The sequence below is a fragment of the Microvirga sp. P4_G7 genome (assembly GCF_056401005.1).
The window spans coordinates 1-4431 of the sequence record NZ_JBFUKD010000289.1; the positions used below are offsets into that span (position 1 = coordinate 1).

Here is a 4431-nt window from a genome sequence, read left to right on the forward strand (position 1 = left end):
CCCAGATGGTGCCGGTCGACAATTCCACAGGACACTCTGATGACGACCGAACTGACGCACCGTCGAGAATCAAACAGCACTCATTCCTCGCTTTCTATTCCTATTCAAGGAATGACCTGCGCGTCCTGCGTCGGCCGGGTCGAGAAGGCGTTGAAAGGATTGCCCGGCGTCGAACATGCCGCCGTGAATTTCGCAACGGAGCGAGCCGACGTCGTTCTCCACAATCCCGAGGACGCGGCCGGCGTGACAGAGGCCATCGCGGCCGCGGGTTATGCAATTCCTGAAGTGACCACCGAACTCGCTATCTCGGGAATGTCCTGTGCATCCTGCGTCTCGCGCGTGGAAAGAGCGCTGAAATCCGTTCCAGCGGTGACCGACGCATCTGTGAACTTGGCGACGGAGAGGGCGACCATCCGCCACCCATCCGGAGTCGTCGGGGTCGAGGCGCTCGAGCAAGCCGTTCGGCAAGCCGGATACGAGCCCCATCCGGTCGCGAAGGAGGGTATGGACGAGCACGCACATCATCTACGCGAAACGGACGATGGGTCTCTTCGCCGATCCTTCGTCGTCGCTGCTCTGCTGACTTTGCCGGTATTCGCGATCGAGATGGGTTCTCATCTGTACCCCGGTGTTCACGACTGGGTAATGGCGCATATCGGCCACCAGCAGAGTTGGTATCTGCAGCTCGTATTGACGACGATCGTTCTGTTCGGCCCTGGCCTTCGGTTCTACAAGATCGGCGTGCCTGCGCTGCTGCGTGGTGCGCCTGAAATGAATTCTCTCGTCGTCCTCGGGGCGAGCGCCGCGTACGCTTATTCCGTCGTTGCGACCTTCTTTCCCGCGATCCTCCCAGCAGGTACGGTCAACGTCTATTACGAGGCCGCGGCCGTCATCGTTACGTTGATCCKGCTCGGGCGCACGCTGGAGGCACGCGCCAAGGGGCGGACTTCCGATGCCATCAAACACCTTGTGGGTTTGCAGCCAAAGATCGCCCGGGTCGTGCGCGATGGCGACATTGTCGAGTTGTCGCTCGCAGACGTGCGGCCTGGCGACGTCATCCAGGTTCGTCCGGGAGACAGAGTTCCCGTCGATGGACAAGTGACTCTCGGCGCGTCTTTTGTCGATGAATCGATGATCTCGGGCGAGCCGGTGCCGGTTGAGAAGCTTCCTGGCATGCCGGTTGTCGGCGGAACGATCAACAAGAGCGGTTCATTCGATTTCCGTGCCACGAAGGTGGGGAGCGATACGCTACTCGCTCAAATTATCCGTATGGTGCAAGCGGCACAGGGTGCGAAGCTGCCGATCCAGGCGGTCGTTGACCGCGTCACGGGATGGTTTGTACCGGCCGTCATCGTCGCTGCGGTCTTGACGTTTCTTGCGTGGCTCGTCTTCGGCCCGCAACCTGCTCTGGCCTATGCGCTCGTCAACGCAGTCGCCGTGCTGATCATCGCCTGTCCGTGCGCGATGGGGCTCGCTACGCCGACATCGATCATGGTCGGCACGGGGCGTGCTGCCGAAATTGGCGTTCTTTTCCGTCAAGGCGAGGCGCTGCAGACGTTGAAGGATGTTGATGTCGTCGCCTTCGACAAGACCGGAACGCTGACACGAGGACGACCAGAGTTGACCGATCTCGTCGTCGCAGATGGGTTCGCCGAACGCGAAGTGCTTGCCATTGTGGCCGCTGTCGAGAGCAAGTCGGAGCATCCGATTGCGGAAGCGATCGTCGCGGCCGCGAAAGCGAGCAACCTGTCACTGCCGTCGATCGATCGCTTCGAGGCGGTTCCGGGATTTGGCGTCGTTGCGGAGATCGACAAACATGCGGTTCAAGTTGGTGCCGATCGGTTCATGCGAGAGCTCGGCTATGACATCGGCTCCTTTGGAGCCGATGCGGAGCGCTTGGGTCTTCAGGGCAAGAGCCCCCTCTATGCGGCAATCGATGGGAAGGTCGCTGCGATCATCGCGGTTGCGGATAGGGTCAAACCCTCGACGCTCGACGCCATTCGGGCATTACACGGGCTTGGACTGAAGACGGCTATGATCACGGGCGACAACCGCCGCACGGCCGAGGCCATCGCGCATGAGATCGGCATCGATGAAGTCGTCGCAGAAGTGCTACCGGAAGGAAAAGTCGACGCGCTGCAACGCCTTCGTCAAAGTGGACGCACGATCGCCTTCGTGGGTGACGGCATCAACGACGCACCGGCATTGGCGGCTGCCGATATCGGGCTGGCGGTTGGAACCGGAACGGACATCGCCATTGAAAGTGCCGATGTCGTCTTGATGTCGGGGGATCTTCGCGCCGTTGCCAGTGCAATCGCAATCTCCAAGGCCACGATTCGAAATGTTCACCAGAATCTCTTCTGGGCCTTCGCGTACAACGTGGCGCTGATCCCGGTTGCCGCGGGAATTCTCTATCCCATCAATGGAGCGCTGCTCTCGCCGATGGTCGCCGCGGGCGCAATGGCGCTCTCCAGCGTCTTCGTTCTGGGCAACGCTCTAAGGCTCAGGCGCTTCACGCCCGCTATTCACGACAGTGTCGCTGTGTGACGTGCGGATCAGTCATTCGGCGCGAAAGCGCAGGAGGCGCAGTGCGTTCAAGGTCACGATGGCGGTGGCGCCCGTATCGGCGAGAACCGCCATCCAAAGGCCCGTGACGCCCAGAATGCTCGTGACGAGAAAGATGCTCTTCAATCCAAGGGCGATCGCGACGTTTTGGCGGATGTTGCCCATCGTCGTACGCGACAGAAGAACGAGGTGGGCGAGATCGGTAACCCGGCTTTTGAGGAGGGCGGCATCCGCCGTTTCGAGCGCGACGTCCGTTCCGCCACCCATCGCGATGCCGACATCGGCAGCGGCAAGAGCGGGCGCATCGTTGATGCCGTCGCCGACCATTGCGACCTTGCCATGGCGCCGAAGAGACTCGATGGCATCGAGCTTTGCAGCGGGCAGAAGTTCGGCCTGCCAATCGAGCCCAAGCGAGCGAGCAATGGCCTGAGCCGTCCGCTTGTTGTCCCCGGTGAGCATCACGGGTGTCACGTCGAGCTTCTTGAGCGCCAAGAGGCCGTCGCGTGCGTCGGGGCGAGCTTCATCACGCAACGCAATCGCACCAAGAATCGTCGCCTTCGTGTCATTGAGCAGCACAGTGACGGTTTTGCCTTCGTCCTCCAGATGCACGATACGCTCCATGACGTTGCGGGGAATGGTCGCCAAACTCTCGATGTGGATCGGAGAGCCGAGAACGAAATTTTCCGACCGGATGCTGGCGCGTACGGCTTTGCCCGGTAGGGCGACGTTTGCGCTCGCCCTGGGAATCGCGACGTGCGCGGCTTGGGCGTGGTTGACGATCGCCTTTGCGAGGGGATGGCTCGATTCAACTTCAAGCGCCGCAGCAAGTGCGATGACCTCACCTTCGCTGTGTCCGTTGAGTGCGACAACGTCAGTTACGCTGGGTTTTCCTGCCGTGAGCGTTCCCGTCTTGTCGAAGGCGATGACCTTTACGCGGCCAATCGTCTCAAGAGCGTTGCCGCCTTTGATGAGAAGACCGAGCCGTGTGCCGGCGGCAAGACCGGAGGCGATCGCGGCGGGTGTCGAGAGGACCAGCGCGCAGGGACATGCGATGAGAAGCAATGCCAGCCCACGGTAGAGCCACGTGGACCAGTCGGYGCCGGTAACAATCGGCGGCGCGATGATGACGAGTGCCGCAATCGCCATGACCGCCGGTGTGTAGATCCGGCTGAACCGCTCGATGAAACGCGCGGTCGGCGCCTTCGAGGCTTGCGCTTGCTCGACGAGATGGACAATGCGCGCGATCGTGTTGTCGGCAGACGTTTTCGTCACGCGAACGCGAATAGCCCCATCAGCGTTGATCGAACCTGCGAAGACGTCGTCACCTGTGCTGCGCAAGCGTGGAACGGACTCGCCGGTGATGGGGGATTCGTCCACGCTCGTGGTTCCATCGACAATGATTCCGTCGGCCGGCACCCGATCGCCGGGCCGCACGAGCACCACATCCGCGATACGCAAAGCCGAGGCGGGAATTGCGGTGGATGCTCCATCTGCATCGACGCGAAGGGCCGTCGTGGGAATGAGCGACGATAGGGCCTTAATTCCAGTGCGCGCCTTGTTGGCGGCGACGCTTTCCAAGAGTTCGCCGACAGCAAAAAGAAAGACGACGGCGGCCGCCTCTTCCGAAGCGCCGATGAACACGGCGCCCAACGCCGCGATGCTCATCAACGTCTCGATCGAGAACGGTGAACCGGCGAAAGCGAGGATGAGTGCAGTCCGTGCAAAGGGCAACACACCGACGACGACTGCGGCCGTGAAGATCCATCCCGCATAGAGGGGCGCGATTTGGCCCGCTGCATAGGCCATTCCCATCAACAGGCCGAGGCCGACGACCAACCGCCCCTTGCGGCTCTGCCACCACCTTTG

Annotated in this window: 2 protein-coding genes; one reads left to right on the forward strand and one right to left on the reverse strand. The window is 61.5% G+C overall.

Annotation, left to right across the window (positions count from 1 at the left end; genetic code table 11):
• Window positions 1-39 precede the first annotated feature (39 nt).
• Complete coding sequence (locus AC1DT3_RS12970) at window positions 40-2547, forward strand: heavy metal translocating P-type ATPase (RefSeq protein ID WP_477465664.1); 2508 nt, start codon at window positions 40-42, stop codon at window positions 2545-2547.
• Between the two features lie 12 nt (window positions 2548-2559).
• Here the strand turns inward: AC1DT3_RS12970 and AC1DT3_RS12975 are convergent.
• Window positions 2560-4431: heavy metal translocating P-type ATPase (locus tag AC1DT3_RS12975; protein ID WP_477465665.1), on the reverse strand; the 1872-nt coding region annotated here is incomplete at its 5' end.